This window comes from Nonomuraea jabiensis, assembly GCF_014204795.1.
GTDB lineage: Bacteria > Actinomycetota > Actinomycetes > Streptosporangiales > Streptosporangiaceae > Nonomuraea > Nonomuraea jabiensis.
This window is the reverse complement of record NZ_JACHMB010000001.1, coordinates 8,993,416-9,008,650: the sequence shown is the minus strand read 5'-3', so window position 1 is coordinate 9,008,650 and position 15,235 is coordinate 8,993,416. Positions and strand designations below refer to the sequence as shown.

Below are 15,235 nucleotides of genomic sequence, written 5' to 3'. Positions count from 1 at the left end.
CGTCGACCCGAAGCCCTTCGTCTGCCATCAGGGGTTCGGCGAAGACACCGCCGTAGTGAACCGGGGGAAAAGGCCGGCCAGCTGGTACCGGCGGCACAGCCGAGACGCTCCAAGTGCCGCCGGTACCGTACGTGGCAGTTCGGACCGGATGCGGCGCTATCCCCCGACCAGTACTGCCAGATGGCGTTGCGACGGTGTCGGTCCCGCTGACGAGCCTGGAGGGCGAGACCGGTGCCCGGCAGCCACGCCGACGTCGTCGCGCAGGCGCGTCGTTTGTCCATTCGGTGACCACCAAGCGCGGCCCAAGTTGATTCCAAGGGCCTCGCGGCATCCTCGATCATCACCGACGTCGAAGGAAGGCCTGAACGTGAATTCCCATGCATTCGACCTGCTGTGTCGTGCCGTGGAGGAGACGGACGCGGGCCGCGTCGACACGGCGGGGCGCTGGCTGGAAAAGCTCCGCAGTGTGATCAACCCCGAGAAGGCAGGCGGCGACGACTTCCTCTATCTGCTCTATCACGACGCGCTGGCCGCCCGGCATGGAACGTACCAAGACGAGCGGCACAATCTCTATCTCCGCAGCTTCGAGCGTCCACAGATCCAGCTGTTCGACCTGGTGGCCACACACCTGCCGATCGTGAATCTGGCAGGTCGCATTGGCGGCGCGCTCCTCGCCGAACACCTCGCCGGTCAGGACGAGGCCACCATGCTGTCGGTGGGGATCGGCTCAGGCGGCCAGGAGGCGGCGGTGCTGCGGACGCTCGCGGACCGCGACCAGGCACCCGGACGGCTGAGGGTCATCGGGGTGGACCCTGCGGCCGCCAGCCTTCGCCAGGCCGAACAAGACATCCGCGACACCGGTGTCACGCTGGACTTCCACGGAGTGCCCCGGCTCGCCGAACACATGACCGACGAGGACTGGGACCTGGTACGCCGCGCGCCACGTCCGCTGGTCATGAACGCCGCGTTCGCGCTGCACCACCTTCGGGACAGTCCGTCCGGCGTGGACGAGCGGAACACGTTCTTCGAGAGATTGCGCGCGGCCGAGCCGGACGTCGTGGTGCTGTGCGAGCCGGACTCCGACCATCATCGGGTGGCGCTCCCCGAGCGGTTCCACAACTCGTGGGAGCACTTCCACGCCGTCTTCCGGCTGATAGACGCGCTGGAGGTGGCGGCCGCCGACCGCAACGCGATGAAGCTGTTCTTCCGCCGCGAGGTGGCCGACATCATCGGCACAGCCGACGACAAGGAACGCTACGAACGTCACGAGCCGACCGCCACCTGGCTAGCCCGGCTGCGTGAGGCCGGGTTCCACCCGATGCCGGTGCCCCCGTCCGCGGTACCGGAAGCCGCTACTCCCGCCGCCATCCGTCAGGATCCGGACAGCGTGCGCATCGGGTTCGAGGGCGAGTCGCTCGTCGCCGTCATGTACGCGGTGCCTGCGCGGACGTAGCCGGCGACCGCGGGGCTCCGGGCGGTGACTGTCCGCGCTGCGCGGCCATTCCGGAAGCGATGTGCCGAGACGCCTGTAGGACCCTGCTGGTCAACTCGTTTCAGGCGGTCAGGGTTGGTTCGAGTCGGGCCAGGTGGCTGATGCGTTTCCGTTCCAGGGGGTGGCCGTTCCACCAGGCGTCCAGACGGATCAAATTGACCGTGATGGCGGAGGCGATGTGTTCGAGGTGGACCTTTTTGATGCCGCCGTAGCGGGGTGCGAGGGCCTGCCGCCGGGCAGATAACGGTGGGAGTCCTGTCTGCGGGTTATTTGGATCGCTCCGCTGCTTGTGCGGGCCAGGTTGATGCCGCGATCGCAACTCTGTGGTCGTGTCGCGTCAATGGATCAACCATGCCTACGTGAGGGACGCGTTCGCCGCCAGACGTAACCCGTCCGCAGCGGAGCCAGCCGCCGAAAGACCCTCCCCCATCGTCGCGGACGCATCGCGCGTGCCGGTAACGGGCCGGGCGCGTATCACCACACCGGAGCACCGTGCGCCACATCGGATCCCGGTCTTGATCTCTTGGGCCAAGACCGACACGACCTCGTAGCCGGCGTGAACGTCTGCGGGTGCGAGGGCCTGTCCGCTTGTGGCCACTCGGCCGTTCTGGGGTGGACGGACCCGGATGTAGCCCTGATGCTGGTGAACGGTACTGTCGTGATCATTGACCGCCCGGGAGAGCCGCATGAAGACCCGTACCTGGATTCGCCGTGCCGCCGCTTCGGCCGCCGGCCTGGTCGCCATGCTGGCGCTGGGCATCACTCCTGTGCATGCGGATACCGTGATCCGCAAGCCGCAAGAACCATCACCGCAAGGAGCCATGGTGCCGGCCGACGGCGAATCGGGTGGCAAACGCCCGGTGTGAGGCGCGGCGGCCCGTTGTCCCCCTGTCTGGCCGGACGGAGGGCGTTCCGTCTTCGTAGCCGCTCGTCCGACAGCAGGCAGACGGCGGCTCGTGGCCGTGGTCAGCGTTGCACAAATTGAGTATGAGGTACTCAAGCCATGCTGACCCCACGCCCGCACGCTGGGTCACATGAAGTCACACATCCTTCACGCGGCAGCCGTCATCGCTCCCCTCCTGGCTCTCGGCGCGACCGCCCCGGCATCCGCCGCGCAGTCATCCACGGCCGTCTGGGCCGCGTCGAACGTCCAGCTCGTGAACTGGCAGACCGGCAAGTGCCTGACCATCGCCGGCGGCGTCAGCACCGACAACAACGTCCACGCCGTCCAGTACACCTGCGACAGTCACCCCTCCCGCCGGTGGGACATCTGGGGCTACTCCAGCGCGTACCTGCAGATCAAGAACCGCCAGACCGGCAAATGCCTCACCATCGCCGGCGGCGTCAGTACCGAGAACAACGTCGTCGCCCTCCAGTACACCTGCGACACTCACCCCTCGCGCTACTGGGCGCTTGGCAGTCAGGCCGGCCAACACATCCAGTTCCGGAACGTCCAGACCGGCAAATGCCTCACGATCGCCGGCGGCGTCAGCACCCAGAACAACCTCGAGGCCGTCCAGTACACCTGCGACACCCACCCCTCCCGCTTCTGGGAAATCCGCGACTACTACGGCTGAGCCCCTTTCCGGACCTATGCCGCGGTGCGGCACGGTGATGAGCGCCGGTCGAGGACGGGCTTGGCCGATATCTGGCGTGTGCGTGGCCGGGCGATCGCCGTGTTTCTGCTGTGGATGACCCAGCAAGCGCGCCAACTACACCGGCAGCACGAACAGCATGCGGCAGAGACGGGGCGCTGACCTGCGGGACGTCATGTTGATCGGGACCGGTTTGGGGCATCGTTCAAAGTCTTGTCCTCGTCCGGCCGTTCCGTACGAGAGGCCTGCACCCCGACCGGGGCGCGGCCGATGGGGGCGACCGCGGCCGGAAGACCGCTGCAGAGAACCACCAGCGTGCTCAGGAAGAAACTCTCATCGACTCGTCCGTTCGCGCCCACGCGGAGGGGGCCGCGAGCACCGAGTGGGACTTCTCGATTCGTACGTTCAAAGCAAAGGACAACCAGGACCAGGGCAGCTCGTCCATTGCAAGGTCCCAGAAGGACCTGTAACGGTTAGCCCCGGGCAGCCCTGGCGCGCGTTCACAACCTGATCACGTCGAGGTCGAGCGTGGCGGACTCTCACCGAAAGCTGAGTAGGCGCGCGAACGGCTTGTGGTTCCTGGACATAAGACGCTGCCGTCTGCCAGTCGGCCCCGGCCAGCTCCGCGAGCCTGACCAATTCCGCGGCGACCTGACGCAGCTGCTGGGGGGACAACTCGATCTCCTCGACGGCCCGATCGACGCTCCTGATCACGTATCGATGTTGCACCCCTTCAGTGCCACCACGTAGAGCGCCAACTCTTCTGTCGTAACGCTCTCCTCCCCTATGGGCGGCGGCCCCTCCATCGCCTTTACGTCCATGTAGGGAGAGAACGTCGCGGTGATCTCAGGGACAGGCTGTTGCACCGTCGCTGGTGCATTCTCAGCGATCCAGGCCTCGATCAGCTTGTCCGTGTATGACGCCGACATCAGGCAGGACACTCCGACCGGAGCCGCCGCTGTAATCGTGGGAACTGCGGCCAGAGCCACCCCAGCCAGGACTGCGACGCGCCACCCCACTGCTTCCTCCCGACTCTTCGATTACCGGCCTAGCGTGCCCTATCAAGATCACAGATGGCCTGCGGCCGGATGCGAGCCAAGATTTTCGGGATCGGGTCCGGCTTCTACCAGTCCCGAATCAACGCGTTGGGCGTGGATGATCCGTCCCGGTGGCAGGCTGGTGACGGCGTAGATCGTGACGATGGTGGTCTTGCCGGTCCTGCGGTGCAGCTTTCAGCCCGGTGCGAGCCCGGTACGACACGCCGTTGATCGTGGTGCGGTGGTCATTCCACCGCCCGCCCCGCCGGCCACCTTCGGACAGCAACGGTTCGAGCCGTTCCCACTCGCCGTGACGCTCCAGAAGAAACAGCTCTAGGCGCGGGTGCGGTTCACCAGGACCCGAGCGAGGACGACGGTGATGACGCCGGCGAGCACGACGGAGAGCAGGCCGAAGCGCAGACTGGTGAGGTCGGCGACGAACCCGACCAGGGGCGGGGACAGCAGGAATCCTCCACGCAGCAGCCAGCTCACGATGGTCAGGCCCGTACCGGAGGGCAGGCCGGGCAGTTCGTCGGCGGTGTGCATGGCGGCGGGGACGAGGGTGGCGACTCCCAGCCCGGCCAGGGCGAAGCCCGCCAGGGCGGTGCCCACGCTGGGCATGGCGACGGCGGCGCCCATGCCGATGGCGGCGAGGGCTCCTCCGGCACGTACGACGGTGCGCTGGCCGAAGCGGTCCACGACGCGGTCCCCGGTGAGGCGGCCGACGGTCATGGCGACCTGCAGGGCCACGACGGCCAGACCGGCGGCGGCGGCATCGGTGCGCAGATCTCCGCTCAGGTAGAGGGCGCCCCAGGACGCGCCGGCGTCCTCGACCAGCGCGCCGCAGGCGGCCAGCACACCGAGCGCGGCGAGCATCCGTACGGCCGAGCCGGTGAACGAGCGCCACCGCCCGTGGGCCGGTGGGGCGGCCGGGCGCCCGTCCGCTGCGGCGAGGTCCTGGGCTTCGGCGGGGCGTTCGGCGTCTTCGGGGCCTGGCAGCAGGAACCGGTAGGCGACGAGGGCGACGATGCTCAACAGCGCAGCGGAGATGCTCAGATGGACCGCAAGGGGAATGCGGAGGCCGGCGGCGGCCGAGCCCATCAAACCGCCCAGGACCGCGCCGATGCTCCACACGCCGTGCAGTGAATTGAGGATGGAGCGCTGGTAGAGCCGTTGGACCCGCAAGCCGTGGGCGTTCTGCGCGACATCGACGATTGCGTCCAGCGCACCGATGACGAACAGCGCGAGGCCGAACGCGATCCAGTTCGGCGCGAAGGGGATGGCCAGCGGCACGACAGTGGTCAGCACGATCCCCAACGACGCCACGCGTGCGGAGCCGAACCGGCGGATGGCGGCGCCGGCCAGCAGCCCCGCCAGCAGTGCGCCGATCGGGGTGCCGGCCAGCGCGGTGCCGAAGACGACGTTGCTCACGCCGAGGTCGGCCTTGATCTGCGGGTAGCGCGGGACGATGTTGAAGAACACGGCGCCGTTGGTGAGGAACAGCGCGGCGACGGCGGCGCGGGCCAGGCGGGCCTGACGGGTGGGCGCGGTGAGGGGTGCGGCGGCAGCGGACATGAGGCTTTCCAAGATGTAGGCGCAGGGGACGGGATCAGCGCAGGTACCGGTGGATGGCGTGGCGGATCTGCTCGGACGTCATCGGGTCGGTCGACAGGGCGCTGTGCAGCACGAGCCCTTCGATGAGCGCGTCGAGCTCGCGGGCGGTGGTGGCGTCGAAGTGGCGTTCCAGCGCCTGGCGGCTGCGCGCCATCCAGGCCTGGGTGACGGCCCGCAGGGCCGGGTTGCGCGCCGCGGCCACGTACAGCTCCACGGTGAGAACGAGGTCGTGCTGCGAGCCGAGCAGGTCGTCCGAGACCAGCGTGATGACGGCCTCGACCGCCGCGTCACGGTCCTTCGCGGCGCTCAGGCGCTCGTCGAAGACGCGGGCCACCGAGTCGGCGTGCCGGGTGAACGCCTCGGCGAGCACCTCGTCCAGGGACGTGAAGTGGTACGTCATCGAGCCCAGCGGCACGTCCGCGGCGCGGGCGATCTCCCGGTGCGTCGTCCCGGCGACGCCGCGCTCGGCGATGACGGTGAGCGCGGCGTCGATCAGCCGGTCCCGCCGCCCGGGGTCGTGCCGGCGCGGCCGCCGCGGGGTGGCGGGGCCGCTCACGGCGTGCCGGGCTCGATCGTACGGATCACGCGGGCTGGGTTGCCCACCGCCACGACGTTCGCGGGCAGATCCCGGGTGACCACCGCGCCGGCGCCGACCACGGTGTTCTCCCCGATCGTGACGCCGCCCAGGACGATCGCCCCGCTGCCCAGCCATACGTTGTCGCCGATGGTGATCGGCTCGGCGGCCTCCCACTTCGCCCGGCGCAGCTCCGGGTCGACCGGGTGTGTCGGCGTCATGAGCTGCACGTACGACCCGATCTGCACGTCGTCGCCGATGACGATCGGTGCGACGTCCAGGGCGACGAGGCCGAAGTTGGCGAACGACCGCGCGCCGATGCGGAGGTGGCTGCCGTAGTCGACCCGCAGCGGCGGCCGGATCTCCGTGCCCTCGCCGATCGCGCCCAGCAGTTCGGTGAGCAGTCGGCGCCGCTCCCGCGGATCGCGGGCCGATGTCGCGTTGAACGCCTCCATCAGGTCGGCCGCGCGCAGCATGTGCTCGGCCAGCTCGGGATCGTCGGCGATGTACAGGTCACCGGCGAGCATCCGCTCGCGCATCGAGCGGCCGTCGAAGTCAGACACCATACGTACGAGCGTACACATCGGATGTACGCATGTACATATCGGTGTAAGCCTGCGGATGCCGTGCTCGATGGAGACCGGACCTTCCCACGCCCGGCGGAGATGCCATCTACCGGCCGAGCTGACCGCGCCCGTCCGCCATCCCGCTTTCCCGGCTCTTCACTTGCCCGGCCACAACCGGCTCGCCAGCCGTCATTCGGCGCTGATCTAATGCCGGCCGATCAGTAAAAGCGAGAGCAAGTGTAGGTAAAACGAAGCAAAGCAGGCAGACGCAGGCCGACGGCACGGTGCGGTTCAGCCCGCTGGCGGTCTCCGCCAACGTCCGGTACGCCTATGACGCCTCGCGGCCGGTGGGCGACCGGGTCCTCCCCTCCAAGGTGCTGATCGGCGGTACTCCCCTGGACGCCGGGCGGACCTACCGCGTGGCCGCGCTCGCGTACACCCTGATCGGCGCCGACGGATTCGGCGCGCTGAGCGGCTTCACCGACCCGGTGCGGGGCTCGCGCGACTACGAGGCCTTCCGCGCCTACCTCCAGGCCAGCGAGACGGTCGCTCCTCCCGCGCTCGACCGGGTGACCGCGCTCTGAGGTCGTGTCACCCTCGGCCCGCCGGTCCCGTGACCCGGCGGTCGAGGGGACGGACCCCGCTCAAGCCATGGGCCTATGCGGCCCGTTGAACTCCCTTGACGATCTCCGTCGGGAGTCTCCGGCACACACCACCGGCGGCCGGGACATCCCGGCGGTCAACTACACCGGCGACTTCAGGTCAGTCAGCGACGACGGCGCAGCCGAGCCGCAGCCATCCAGCCGTTCTCGCTCACCCTCTACGAAGGGCAAGGCCGCAAGAGTGGCCGTACCGAGATCGCCAGCCTGGTCCTTCGCGTCACCTCCTGACCCGCGAGGAGAGCCACGTCACATTCTCCGGGGATGGACGCAGCCAGGGTTGACCCGAATGGCGATCGAAAATAAGTTAACCAGGCAAAAGTGATCGATCACTCTTTGGGTCGTCCAAGGGAGTTCCGCATGCCTGCGTCCTCGCCCCCGTTTCGCGTCGCCGTCGTCGGCACCGGCGGCATCGCGAAAGCCTGTCACCTGCCCGCCCTGGCCGCGGCAGGCGACTCGGTACGGGTCGTCGCCGTGTGCGACGTCGACTCCGCCCGCGCGCACGAGCTGGCCGACGCCTACGACATCCCGGGCCGCCACACCGATGTGACCGAGATGCTGGCGGCGGAGAGCCCTGACCTCGTGGTCGTCGCCACGCCACCGGTCGCCCATCGCGAGGCCGTGATAGCCGCGCTCGATGCCGGCGCGTGGGTCTGGTGCGAGAAGCCGCCGACACTGTCTCTGGCCGAGTACGACGAGATCGCCGCCCACGAGAAGGACGGCGGCCCGTACGCCGGTTACGTCTTCCAGCACCGCTTCGGCGGCGCGGCGCAGCGCCTCCGGCAGCACATCGGCGACGGCGAGCTGGGTGCGCCGCTCGTCGCCGTGTGCAACACGCTGTGGTACCGCGGCCACGACTACTTCGAGGTGCCGTGGCGTGGCAAGTGGGAGACCGAGGGCGGCGGCCCGACCATGGGCCATGGCATCCACCAGATGGATCTCCTGCTCAGCCTGCTCGGCGACTGGCACGAGGTGCACGCCGTGGCGGCGACGCTCGGCCGCCGGGTCGAGACCGAGGACGTGTCGTTCGCGATCGTCCGCTTCGCCTCGGGCGCCATCGCCTCGGTCGTCAACAGCGTGCTGTCTCCCCGCGAGACGAGCTACCTGCGCTTCGACTTCACCGACGCCACCGTCGAGGTCGAGCACCTGTACGGCTACGACAACTCGAACTGGCGCTGGACACCCGCCCCGCATGTCACCGACCAGGACAGAATCGCCGGCTGGGCGCCGGCCGAGAACACCTCCAGCTCGCACCGTGCCCAGCTCGCCACCCTGCTGGCCGCCATGAAGGCCGGCGAGCGGCCCCCGGCCAGCGGCGCCGACGGAAGGCGCGTCATGGAGCTGATCACCGCCATGTACCAGTCGGCCATCACGAGCCGTCCCGTCACCCGAGCCGAGCTCGACGAGACCAACCCCTTCTACCACTCGCTCAACGGCGGCGACCTGCCGACCGCCCTCAGCCGCCTGCGGCACAAGGAGAACACCCATGCCTGAAACGAAGCTCAGCGTCCGCGACGCGGACAGGTCCCTGATCGTCACCGCCGGCGACGTGGACATCGCGCAGTACGTCTACCACCCGGAGGCGCCCGACTCCGAGGCGCCCAAGCCGTACCTCCACCCCATCCGCAGCCTGTCCGGCGCGCCCATGTCGGTCTACCGGCCGCACGACCACCGCTGGCACAAGGGCCTGCAGATGACCTGGGCCCACCTGTCCGGGCAGAACTTCTGGGGCGGCCCCACGTTCTCGGTGGAGAAGAACTACCACTGGGAGGACAACCTCGGCCACATGAACCACATCGACTTCACCGAGCTCTCCTCCGACGGAGAGCGGGTGACGGTCGCGGAGAGCCTGCACTGGGTCTCGGCACAGGGCGAGCACTGGATCACCGAGCAGCGCCGCCAGGTCTTCCACGGCGTGGACGCCGAGCGCGGCATCTGGGCCCTGGACTTCACCACGCAGCTGCGCAACGTCCGCGGCGCCACGCTCGACTTCGGCAGCCCCACCACGCACGGCAGGCCGATGGCCGGGTACGCGGGCTACTTCTGGCGCGGCCCCCGGTCCTGGACAGGCGGGACGATCATCGCCGCCGGCGGGAAGGGCGGCGAGGAGATGATGGGCGCCGAGGCGCCCTGGCTGGCCATGGTCGGGCAGCACGACGAGCTCGACGGCGGCGGCACCGTACTGGCCATCGCCGGACACTCCAGCGCGTCGGTGCCGATCAAGTGGTTCGTCCGCAGGGAGGCGTTCGCCGTGATCAGCCCCTCCCCCGCCTTCGACGAGGAGATCGCGCTGGCCGACGGCGACACCCTCGAACTCGCGCACCGCTACGTCTTCATCGACCACATGTGCGACCGGGCGGAGCTGGACGAGCTCGGCGCGGAGTTCGCGCTGTGACTCCGCTGTTCCCGGGCGGCACGTCGATCAGCGACCTGGCGGTCTACGACTGGGAGTGCGCGGACGGCGTGCACGGCGGCACACCCCACCTGCACACGGTCTCGACCGAGGCGTACGTCGTGACCGCGGGCCGCGGGGAGGTGCACACCCTCAGCGCCGCGGGCTTCGCCCGGGACCGGCTCGAAGCAGGCACGGTGCTGTGGTTCTCCCCCGGTACGATCCATCGCCTGGTCAACGAGGAGGACCTGCGGCTGGTCGTGATCATGCAGAACGCGGGGCTGCCCGAGGCCGGCGACGCCGTACTCACCTTCCCCACCGACGTCCTGCGCGACCGTGACGCCTACCTCGCCGCCGCCACGCTGCCGGCGCAGGGGTCCGAGGACGAACGGGCGGCGGCCGCGCGGGCCCGGCGGGACCTGGCGATCACCGGGTTCCGGCAGCTCCTGGAGGCCGTGGAGGAGCGTGGCGAGCAGGCGCTGGCGGACTTCCATCGGCTCGCGGCGGCGATCGTCCGGCCTCGGGCCGCGTCCTGGAAGGAGCTGTGGGACAAGACCGTCGCGGCCGAGACCGAACGCACCCGCGAGCAGCTCGTGGCCATTGCGAGCGGCGATCCCGCCCACCTCGGGCAGGCCACCGTGGTAAGGACCACCTCCGGACCGGAGCCGCGCGCCTTCGGCATGTGCGGGCGGCTGCGTACCTGGACGCCGCTGCCCTCGTCCTGATCCGGCGGCAGGACCGAACCGAGTTGCCGGGTCGCGTACCCGGCGGCTCGGCACGAGCGATCCCGGCTCAGCGCAGGACGATCGTCGTCGGGGCGCGTGACGGGAACGTCACCGCCCCGCCCAAGACGGAGCGAGGCGTTCGCGTCGGACTCCAGGGGACGGCGAAGAAGCGCTCGACGCCGTACTCCTGCGCGGCCTTGGCCGTCCAGACGTGGCTGTTGCCGTCGCCGTCCCAGACGTACTCGGGCGGGGCCTTCGGGCCGCCGGGGGTGGCGGGCCGACCGTCTCTCGAACGATGACCGGGGTTGATCGACCGTGCGGCAGGCTCCGGCGCGGGCTCGCCGCGTACCTTCGCGATGAGCCTGGCCATGGCCACCGTGGACAGCGCCGGGGTGGCGAAGCGTCCCAGCTCCTCATCGCCCCAGCCGAACACGCTGACCTCGCCGAGGACCCCGCCCGTGACGACGATGGGCAGCGACGTCGATCTCCAGAGGTGCCAGGGACAAAGGGCGCCCACGGCCCTCCCGGCGGCAGTCCCGCGAGCTGTCAGCCGGACGGATGAATGCCCTCCGCGAGTCGCTGAAGGTAGGCGCGCGCGGTGTCCACGAACCGCTCGAAGGGCTGGTCGGCCTGCCACTCCTCGTAGGCGGTCGCCAAGGCCGCCATGGCGACGTTGAGCTGCAGGCGGGCCCAGGGACGTTGTTCTGCCGGGGTCCGCTGGTCGACCCACTCGCGCAGGTCTCGCGCGATCCACTGGCTCGAGCGGCTGAAGGTGCCCGCCAAGGCCGGCGAGGCAGCCTTGATGCGCTTCTGGGCCACCAGTGATCGTTCACTGGACCGGAAGCTCTCAAGAACCACCGCGGTGAGAGCCGGCCACAGGGGCTCATCGGCAGGACGGCGCGCACGGATCTCCGCCCAGGCGGCGATCTCGTCAGGGTCCGGCTCGGTGATCGTGGCTTCCTTGCCGGCGAAGTAGTTGAAGAACGTGGCCCGTGACACCTCCGCGGCCGCGGCGATCTGCTCGACAGTCACCGACTCGTAGCCGTGCTCGACGAACAGCCGCAACGCCGCCTCCCGGATGGCGCGGCGCGCGCGCCACTTCTTGCGCTCACGCAGCCCATGCGGCGCCCGGGGAGAGTCGGGCGAGTCGGGTGAGTCCACAGTCACAGAACCAGTCTATACCGCACTATACTCCGTCTATAGTTGTACTTAGTCTAATTATCGCGTTAGGGTGGCATGCGTAGGCAGGCAGGAGCCCCCTGCCCCTCGCCGACCAGCTCTTCTGAGGAGACACACATGGGCAAGATCTGGTTCATCACCGGCGCATCCCGCGGGCTGGGCCGGTCGTTCGCCGAGGCCGCCCTCCAGCGAGGCGACCAAGTGGCGGCGACGGCCCGCGACGTCCAGGCGCTCGACGACCTCGTGGCGCGGTTCGGCGACCTCGTTCTTCCTCTGCCGCTCGACGTGACCGACAAGAGTGCCGTCACCAAGGCCGTCGGGGCGGCGCACGGCCACTTCGGCCGGATCGACGTCGTTGTGAACAACGCCGGCTACGGCCTGTTCGGCGCCGTCGAAGAACTGGACGAGCAGCGTCTGCGCGACCAGATGGAGACCAACTTCTTCGGCGCCGTCTGGGTCACCCAGGCGGTCCTGCCCCACCTGCGCGTGCAAGGCTCCGGGCACATCATCCAGATCTCCACGATCGGCGGCATCGGCGCCTTCCCCAACCTCGGCGGCTACCACGCTTCCAAGTGGGCCCTCGAAGGGCTCACCGAATCCCTGGCCCAGGAAGTCGCCGGCTTCGGGATCAAGGTCACCCTCGTCGAACCCGGCGGCTTCAGCACCGACTGGGCCGGCTCCTCCGCCGTCCACGCCGAACCCGACCCCGCCTACGACGGCATCAGGGCCGCCATGGCCGCCCGAAGAGGCGCCGGCAACCCCGGCGACCCCGCCGCCGCCGGGTCCGCCCTCCTGACGATCGTCGACGCCGACAACCCGCCACTGCGGGTGCTCTTCGGCGAGCAGCCCACCCAACTGGTGAAGACCCTGTACGACCAGCGCCTGCGGACCTGGGCCGACTGGGAGCACGTCTCCCTTGCCGCGCAGGGCTGACCCCTGTCCGCACGGCCGTGGCGAGGCCCCAACGCCCGCCCTGCCACGCCAGGAGCTCGCGATCCGTCAGGCACGCCACCGCTTACCCCCGTTGCTTTTCTTGAGGGAACTCTCCTCGCAACATTCCAGCGAGCGGACCGACGCCGTGGTCAGCACGCCGGCCGGTCGGCCGGAAAGCTGTCGGGAAGCACCGCCGGCAGACGCCCTGCCGGTGGTGGACGGATGTACGCCTGGTTCGGTTGCCGATGACGGCGCACCTCGGAGGCTCGCGGCCACGAGACGAGAGCCTGGCGGGCGCCGGGTGGAAGGTGCGGCGCTGGGTCGGCCAGGGCGATGGCGCCGCCGAACCGGGCGGCTTCTGGGGCAGACGCGGCGATCAGCAATCCGCGGACACCGCCCATGCCCGCGGCGTACCGGCGTGGCAGGACGAACCTCGCCTGCGACGCGTCGCCGAACGGGGCGACAGGCGTAGCTCCGTCTTGCGGCTCGGGACACTAACACGTGTAATTTAGATCCTTGCGCACGTTAACATCGGTTTGACATCCGCACCAGCAGCAGATGTCGACGATCGGCCAGGGGGCACGGGGTGTCGGACAACAAGAAGACCACGCGCCGCGTCACCAGCGTGGACGTGGCGCGAGAGGCCGGTCTGTCGCGCGCCACCGTCAGCTTCGTCCTGAACAACACGCCCAACCAGTCGATCCCCCAGGCCACCCGCGAGCGGGTGCTCGAAGTCGCGGCAAGGCTGGGCTACACGCCGTACGCCCCCGCCCGCACTCTGCGCAGTGGCCGCAGCGACGTCGCGGTGTTCGTGCTGCCCGACTGGCCGCAGGGGCACACCATGGCCGACCTGATCGACCGGGCCGCGCAGGTGCTGGGAGAGGCCGGCCTCACCCTGGTCACGCACGTTCACGCGGGCGAGGACGACGGGCTGGCACGGCTGTGGAGCGCGCTCACGCCGGCGGCCGTGTTCGGCATGCGACCGTTCACACCTCAGGAACGGGAGAGCATGCGCCGGGCGGGCATCTCCGCCGTCCTTCCGCCGTCGCAACCCTCCGATCACGACCTGAGCACCAGCTTCTGGATCAGAGGGATCGGACGGTTGCAGGCCGAGTATCTGATCGGTAAGGGCCATACCCGGCTGGCCTGCGCTCTGCCGGACGATCCGAGGCTGGCCGCGCTCGGCCGCGGGCGCGCCGAGGGCGCGGCGCAGGCCTGTGCGGATGCCGGGTTGCCGGCTCCGGTCATGTCCACCCTGCCGATGGAGACCGCGGACGCGGCCGGCGTGGTCGCGAGTTGGCGGGACGCGGTGACGGCAGTGTGCGCCTACAACGATGACGTCGCTCTGGCCCTGCTGGCCGGGATGCGGACGCTGGGCCTGGCGGCGCCGGGCGATCTGGCCGTGATCGGCGCCGATGACATCCCCGCGGCCCGTTTCGCCGTACCGGCTCTGACCACGGTCGCTCAGGAGAGCGGCGAGATGGGCGCCCGCATCGCGCGCGCTCTCCTGGCGGCGCTGGAGGGCGGGTCCCCCGAACTGGACTTCCTCCCGGACACCGTTCATGTGGTCGAACGAGAGTCGGCCTGACCTGAGCAGACCGCGCCAGGGCCGGGGCTCGGCGGTCTGATCGAGGACATGCTGTACCGCTGCGGTGGCCTGCGTCGCGAGGGGTGACCGTGCGCCATATCGTTCAGCTCACATGTGCGCGCCGCCGTCGACGCGGATCTCGGTGCCGGTGATGAACGCGCCGTCGTCGGAGACCAGCATGGCGACCACCCCGGCGACGTTCTCCGGGCCGGGCAGGCCGTCGCCGATGGCGGCGGTCAGTTTGAGGAAGAGGTTCCAGTCGGTGTCCTCGGGCACGAGCGAGCCGATGTTGTTGGTGATCCCGCTGCTGATGCCGCCGGGCACGACGTTGACCGCGCGCAGCCCCTGCTTGGCGTACTCCAGGGCGAGGCTGTGGGTGAAGGAGGCGATGCCGCCCTTGCTGGCCGAGTAGGCGGCCATGAACGGGTGGGCGAAGAAGGCCGCGGTGGAGCTGAAGTTCACCACGACGCCCCGGCCGGACTCCAGCAGGGCCGGCAGGGCGGCCCTGGTCATGAGGAAGGTGCCGGTCAGGTTGACGCCGATGATCCGGTTCCACAGCTCCAGCGAGCAGTCGTGGGTGTGCGCGCCGCGCAGGATGGCCGCGGCGTTGACCAGGGCGTCCAGCCCTCCCAGCTCGGCGACCGCGGCCGGGACCAGATCGCCAACCGAGCCCTCGTCGGCGATGTCCACGGTGCGGGTGGTGAGCCGGTCGGCGGTGCCTTGCCGGCCGGCCAGCGCGTAGGTCTCCTTCAGACCGTCCTCGGCGAGGTCGGCCGCCACCACGCGGGCGCCTTCGGACAGCAGCCGCAGCGCGGTGGCCTGGCCGATGCCGGAGGCGGCGCCGGTGATCAGCACGCGGCGGTCGGTGAGTCGCATCATGG

Annotated in this window: 16 protein-coding genes and 1 pseudogene; 9 read left to right on the top strand and 8 right to left on the bottom strand. The window is 69.7% G+C overall.

Annotation, left to right across the window (positions count from 1 at the left end; all coding sequences use genetic code 11):
- Nucleotides 1–367 precede the first annotated feature (367 nt).
- The 3 genes from HD596_RS40975 to HD596_RS40965 all read left to right on the top strand — a co-directional run bounded on the left by HD596_RS40975 (nucleotide 368) and on the right by HD596_RS40965 (nucleotide 3,069).
- Nucleotides 368–1,453 carry a GRAS family protein gene (locus HD596_RS40975; RefSeq protein ID WP_185074814.1) on the top strand — a complete coding sequence of 362 codons (1,086 nt, stop codon included), beginning with the start codon at nucleotides 368–370 and terminating at the stop codon, nucleotides 1,451–1,453.
- Nucleotides 1,454–2,178: 725 nt separating this feature from the next.
- Nucleotides 2,179–2,358, top strand: coding sequence for a hypothetical protein (locus HD596_RS40970; RefSeq protein ID WP_185074813.1), 180 nt, complete (start codon nucleotides 2,179–2,181; stop codon nucleotides 2,356–2,358).
- A 168-nt stretch (nucleotides 2,359–2,526) separates the two neighbouring features.
- Nucleotides 2,527–3,069 (top strand): RICIN domain-containing protein, encoded by a 543-nt coding sequence (locus tag HD596_RS40965; RefSeq protein ID WP_185074812.1) that lies wholly within the window; start codon nucleotides 2,527–2,529, stop codon nucleotides 3,067–3,069.
- Between the two features lie 728 nt (nucleotides 3,070–3,797).
- On the opposite strand, the gene HD596_RS40960 is transcribed toward HD596_RS40965, so the two are convergent.
- From HD596_RS40960 to HD596_RS40945, 5 genes and pseudogenes are all read right to left on the bottom strand, one after another.
- Nucleotides 3,798–4,106, bottom strand: coding sequence for a hypothetical protein (locus HD596_RS40960; RefSeq protein ID WP_185074811.1), 309 nt, complete (start codon nucleotides 4,104–4,106; stop codon nucleotides 3,798–3,800).
- 214 nt (nucleotides 4,107–4,320) lie between these two features.
- Nucleotides 4,321–4,455 (bottom strand): annotated as a pseudogene (locus HD596_RS65800) (transposase); the annotation flags it as partial.
- Between the two features lie 2 nt (nucleotides 4,456–4,457).
- On the bottom strand, nucleotides 4,458–5,699 hold the full coding sequence (locus tag HD596_RS40955) for an MFS transporter (RefSeq protein ID WP_185074810.1): 1,242 nt from the start codon (nucleotides 5,697–5,699) through the stop codon (nucleotides 4,458–4,460).
- Nucleotides 5,700–5,733: 34 nt separating this feature from the next.
- Nucleotides 5,734–6,294: a TetR/AcrR family transcriptional regulator gene (locus tag HD596_RS40950; RefSeq protein WP_185074809.1), complete on the bottom strand. Its 561-nt coding sequence runs from the start codon at nucleotides 6,292–6,294 to the stop codon at nucleotides 5,734–5,736.
- Entirely contained in the window at nucleotides 6,291–6,878 is a 588-nt protein-coding gene (locus HD596_RS40945; protein ID WP_185074808.1) for a sugar O-acetyltransferase, read from the bottom strand. The genes HD596_RS40950 and HD596_RS40945 overlap by 4 nt, the downstream gene beginning before the upstream one ends.
- A gap of 284 nt (nucleotides 6,879–7,162) precedes the next feature.
- Here HD596_RS40945 and HD596_RS40940 point away from each other — a divergent pair, with 284 nt between their 5' ends.
- The 4 genes from HD596_RS40940 (at nucleotide 7,163) to HD596_RS40925 (ending at nucleotide 10,654) form a co-directional block, all read left to right on the top strand.
- On the top strand, nucleotides 7,163–7,462 hold the full coding sequence (locus HD596_RS40940; RefSeq protein WP_185074807.1) for a 5'-nucleotidase C-terminal domain-containing protein: 300 nt from the start codon (nucleotides 7,163–7,165) through the stop codon (nucleotides 7,460–7,462).
- A 435-nt stretch (nucleotides 7,463–7,897) separates the two neighbouring features.
- Nucleotides 7,898–9,031, top strand: coding sequence for a Gfo/Idh/MocA family protein (locus tag HD596_RS40935; protein WP_185074806.1), 1,134 nt, complete (start codon nucleotides 7,898–7,900; stop codon nucleotides 9,029–9,031).
- The gene (locus tag HD596_RS40930; protein ID WP_185074805.1) at nucleotides 9,024–9,932 is read left to right on the top strand and encodes a DUF6807 domain-containing protein; all 909 of its coding nucleotides are present in this window, start codon (nucleotides 9,024–9,026) and stop codon (nucleotides 9,930–9,932) included. Before HD596_RS40935 ends, HD596_RS40930 begins: the two co-directional genes overlap by 8 nt.
- On the top strand, nucleotides 9,929–10,654 hold the full coding sequence (locus HD596_RS40925; RefSeq protein ID WP_185074804.1) for a cupin domain-containing protein: 726 nt from the start codon (nucleotides 9,929–9,931) through the stop codon (nucleotides 10,652–10,654). Before HD596_RS40930 ends, HD596_RS40925 begins: the two co-directional genes overlap by 4 nt.
- Nucleotides 10,655–10,721: 67 nt before the next feature.
- Here HD596_RS40925 and HD596_RS40920 read toward each other — a convergent pair whose 3' ends face one another.
- Nucleotides 10,722–11,171, bottom strand: coding sequence for a hypothetical protein (locus tag HD596_RS40920; RefSeq protein ID WP_185074803.1), 450 nt, complete (start codon nucleotides 11,169–11,171; stop codon nucleotides 10,722–10,724).
- Between the two features lie 29 nt (nucleotides 11,172–11,200).
- On the bottom strand, nucleotides 11,201–11,815 hold the full coding sequence (locus tag HD596_RS40915) for a TetR/AcrR family transcriptional regulator (protein ID WP_313047635.1): 615 nt from the start codon (nucleotides 11,813–11,815) through the stop codon (nucleotides 11,201–11,203).
- A gap of 135 nt (nucleotides 11,816–11,950) precedes the next feature.
- On the opposite strand from HD596_RS40915, the gene HD596_RS40910 reads away from it, so the two are divergent.
- Nucleotides 11,951–12,766: an SDR family oxidoreductase gene (locus HD596_RS40910; protein ID WP_185074801.1), complete on the top strand. Its 816-nt coding sequence runs from the start codon at nucleotides 11,951–11,953 to the stop codon at nucleotides 12,764–12,766.
- Nucleotides 12,767–13,352: 586 nt separating this feature from the next.
- Nucleotides 13,353–14,354 (top strand): LacI family DNA-binding transcriptional regulator, encoded by a 1,002-nt coding sequence (locus HD596_RS65170; protein ID WP_185074800.1) that lies wholly within the window; start codon nucleotides 13,353–13,355, stop codon nucleotides 14,352–14,354.
- 108 nt (nucleotides 14,355–14,462) lie between these two features.
- Here the strand turns inward: HD596_RS65170 and HD596_RS40900 are convergent, their stop codons facing one another.
- Nucleotides 14,463–15,233 carry an SDR family NAD(P)-dependent oxidoreductase gene (locus tag HD596_RS40900; RefSeq protein ID WP_185074799.1) on the bottom strand — a complete coding sequence of 257 codons (771 nt, stop codon included), beginning with the start codon at nucleotides 15,231–15,233 and terminating at the stop codon, nucleotides 14,463–14,465.
- Between the last annotated feature and the right edge of the window lie 2 nt (nucleotides 15,234–15,235).

What these genes read in the sequence shown, in the direction of transcription:
- HD596_RS40970 (WP_185074813.1), top strand. Translation starts at nt 2,179, where the DNA reads ATGAAGACCCGTACCTGGATTCGCCGTGCCGCCGCTTCGGCCGCCGGC.
- HD596_RS40965 (WP_185074812.1), top strand. Translation starts at nt 2,527, where the DNA reads ATGAAGTCACACATCCTTCACGCGGCAGCCGTCATCGCTCCCCTCCTG.
- HD596_RS40955 (WP_185074810.1), bottom strand. Translation starts at nt 5,699, where the DNA reads ATGTCCGCTGCCGCCGCACCCCTCACCGCGCCCACCCGTCAGGCCCGC.
- HD596_RS40945 (WP_185074808.1), bottom strand. Translation starts at nt 6,878, where the DNA reads ATGGTGTCTGACTTCGACGGCCGCTCGATGCGCGAGCGGATGCTCGCC.
- HD596_RS40935 (WP_185074806.1), top strand. Translation starts at nt 7,898, where the DNA reads ATGCCTGCGTCCTCGCCCCCGTTTCGCGTCGCCGTCGTCGGCACCGGC.
- HD596_RS40930 (WP_185074805.1), top strand. Translation starts at nt 9,024, where the DNA reads ATGCCTGAAACGAAGCTCAGCGTCCGCGACGCGGACAGGTCCCTGATC.
- HD596_RS40910 (WP_185074801.1), top strand. Translation starts at nt 11,951, where the DNA reads ATGGGCAAGATCTGGTTCATCACCGGCGCATCCCGCGGGCTGGGCCGG.
- HD596_RS40900 (WP_185074799.1), bottom strand. Translation starts at nt 15,233, where the DNA reads ATGATGCGACTCACCGACCGCCGCGTGCTGATCACCGGCGCCGCCTCC.